This is a genomic window from Marmoricola sp. RAF53, from assembly GCF_052114005.1.
Classification (GTDB): domain Bacteria; phylum Actinomycetota; class Actinomycetes; order Propionibacteriales; family Nocardioidaceae; genus Marmoricola.
Genome location: NZ_JBFRDX010000048.1, coordinates 1 through 2,925, shown reverse-complemented (window position 1 = coordinate 2,925; position 2,925 = coordinate 1). Strand labels below are relative to the sequence as shown.

2 protein-coding genes are annotated in these 2,925 nt (G+C 69.1%); both read right to left on the bottom strand.

The genetic code is table 11. The annotated features are described in order from the left end of the window. Positions 1-1,427, bottom strand: a 1,427-nt coding sequence (gene pntB / locus AB4Y76_RS21245) for a Re/Si-specific NAD(P)(+) transhydrogenase subunit beta (RefSeq protein WP_441928975.1), incomplete at its 3' end; no start/stop codon positions are given. A gap of 7 nt (positions 1,428-1,434) precedes the next feature. Continuing rightward, positions 1,435-2,925, bottom strand: a 1,491-nt coding sequence (locus AB4Y76_RS21240) for a Re/Si-specific NAD(P)(+) transhydrogenase subunit alpha (RefSeq protein ID WP_441928973.1), incomplete at its 5' end; no start/stop codon positions are given.

Below are 2,925 nucleotides of genomic sequence, written 5' to 3'. Positions count from 1 at the left end.
ACGATGTCCTCGACGCGGTCCTTGGCGTCGCCGAACAGCATGTGCGAGTTCTCCTTGAAGAACAGCGGGTTCTGCACGCCGGCGTAGCCGGGGGCCATCGAGCGCTTGAAGACGATGACGTCACGTGCGTTCCAGACCTCCAGGACGGGCATGCCCGCGATCGGGCTGTTCGGCTCGTCCAGGGCGGCGGGGTTGACGGTGTCGTTGGCGCCGATGACCAGGACGACGTCGGTGGAGCCGAAGTCCTCGTTGATCTCGTCCATCTCCAGCACGATGTCGTAGGGGACCTTGGCCTCGGCCAGGAGCACGTTCATGTGCCCGGGCAGGCGGCCGGCGACCGGGTGGATGCCGAAGCGGACCTCGACGCCACGCTTGCGCAGGTGCGCGGTGAGCTCGGCGACCGGGTACTGCGCCTGGGCCACCGCCATCCCGTAGCCCGGGGTGATCACCACCGAGGAGGCTCCGGCCAGCAGCTCGGCCGCGGCCTCGGCCTGGATCTCGCGGTGCTCGCCGTAGTCCTTGGCGTCACCGGAGGGAGCCTCGATGCCGAAGCCGCCGGCGATGACGGAGATGAACGACCGGTTCATCGCCTTGCACATGATGTAGGACAGGTAGGCACCCGAGGAGCCGACCAGCGCACCGGTGACGATGAGCAGGTCGTTGTTGAGCAGGAAGCCCGAGGCGGCCGCGGCCCAGCCCGAGTAGCTGTTGAGCATCGAGACCACGACCGGCATGTCACCGCCGCCGATGGAGGCGACCAGGTGCCAGCCGAGCCCGAGCGCGAGCACGGTCAGCACCAGCAGGAGGGCGTCCTGGGCGGTGCTGCCCTCCTCGGCGCCCATGTAGCCGGCGGTGAGGAACACGAACGCGACCAGCGCGCCGATGTTGATGAAGTTCTTGCCCGGCAGCATCAGCGGCTCGGACTTCATCCGSGCCGAGAGCTTGAGGTTCGCCACGATCGAGCCGGTGAAGGTGACCGCGCCGATGAAGATGCCGATCGCGACCTCGGCGTCGTGGATGTTCAGCAGCGTCGCGACGTCCTCCGGGTTGGTTCCCAGAGCCAGCTGCGCGCCCTCCAGGTGGCCGTTCCAGCCGATCAGGACCGCGGCCAGACCGACGAAGGAGTGCAGCAGCGCGATGAGCTCGGGCATGCCGGTCATCTCCACGATCTTCGCCCGCCACAGCCCGATCGCGGCGCCGATGACGATGGCGCCGATCATCAGCGGGATCGCGACCGCGTTCTCGGCGTGGGTGCGGTCGATGACCAGCAGCACGGTCGCGACCAGCGCGACCGCCATGCCGACCATGCCGTAGGTCAGGCCGTTCTTCGCCGACTCGTGCCGCGASAGCCCGGCCAGGGACAGGATGAAGAGCAGCGAGGCGACGATGTACGCCGCGGTGGTCAGGGAAAAGACGTCGATACCCATGACTGGCTCAGGCCTCCTTGCTGAACATGCTGAGCATGCGACGGGTGACCGCGAAGCCACCGAAGATGTTGATCGAGGCCAGCAGGATCGCGATCGTCGCGAGCACCTGGACGGTCCGGTCGGTGCTGGCGACCTGGATCAGCGCGCCGACGACCACGACACCGGAGATCGCGTTGGTCACCGACATCAGCGGCGTGTGCAGCGCGTGCGCCACCTTGCCGATGACGTAGTAGCCGATCACGATCGAGAGCATCAGCGTGGTGAAGTGCGCCGGGATCGGGTCCGGGGCGGTCGCGTTGACCAGCCCGAACAGGCCGATCGCGGCCAGCACCAGGGCGATCTTCGCCCCCGCCGCCATCGGGGCCTTCGGCGGCGCGACCGCGGCAGCGGCGGCAGCCGGAGCCACCGGCGCGGCCGAGACCTGCACCGCCGGCGGCGGCCACATCGACTCACCGTGCTTGGCCACCGTGATGCCGCGGACGATGACGTCCTCGAGGTCCAGCGTGATCACGCCGTCCTTCGCCGGGGTCATCAGCTTGAGCAGGTTGACGATGTTGGTGCCGTAGAGCTGSGAGGTCTGCGCGGCCAGCCGGCCGGCCAGGTCGGTGTAGCCGATGATCGTGACGCCGTTCTCGGTCACGACGACCTCATCGGTACGGGTCAGCTCGGTGTTGCCGCCGTTGGCCGCGGCCATGTCGACGATCACACTGCCGGTGCGCATGTTCGCGATCGTCTCGGCGGTGATCAGCTTCGGCGCCGGGCGGCCCGGGATCAGCGCGGTGGTGATCACGATGTCGGCCGCACGCGCCTCCTCGTCGTACATCACCGCGGTGGCCGCGACCTGCGCCTCGGTCATCTCCTTGGCGTARCCGTCCGACGAAGCAGCGGCCTCCATGGCCGGGTCATTGACCGTGACGAACTCCGCACCCATCGACTCGACCTGCTCGGCCACCTCGGGACGGACGTCGAACGCACGCRCGATCGCGCCCATGCTGCCGGCCGCACCCAGCGCCGCCARRCCGGCGACACCGGCCCCGACCACGAARACCTTCGCCGGCGGGACCTTGCCCGCCGCGGTYACCTGACCGGTGAACTGGCGACCGAACGCRTGCGCACCCTCGATCACCGCGCGGTAGCCGGCCACGTTCGCCATCGAGGACAGCACGTCCATCGACTGCGCCCGCGAGATCCGCGGCACCGCGTCCATCGCCAGCCCGATCACCCCGGCCCCCACCAGCTGGTCGACCAGCTCAGGGCTGCGRCCCGGCGCCATCAACGACGCGATCACCGCACCCGGGCGGAGCTGGGCGATCTCCTCGGCCGTCGGGGCGTTCACCTTCACGACGATCTCGCTGGCCCAGACGTCCTCGGCCGAACCGACCGTGACACCGGCAGCGACGTAGGCCTCGTCGGGCTGAGCCGCGAACACGCCGGCCCCCGACTCGACGACCACGTCGTAGCCGAGCTTCTGCAGCTGGACGGCGGTGACGCTCGTCGC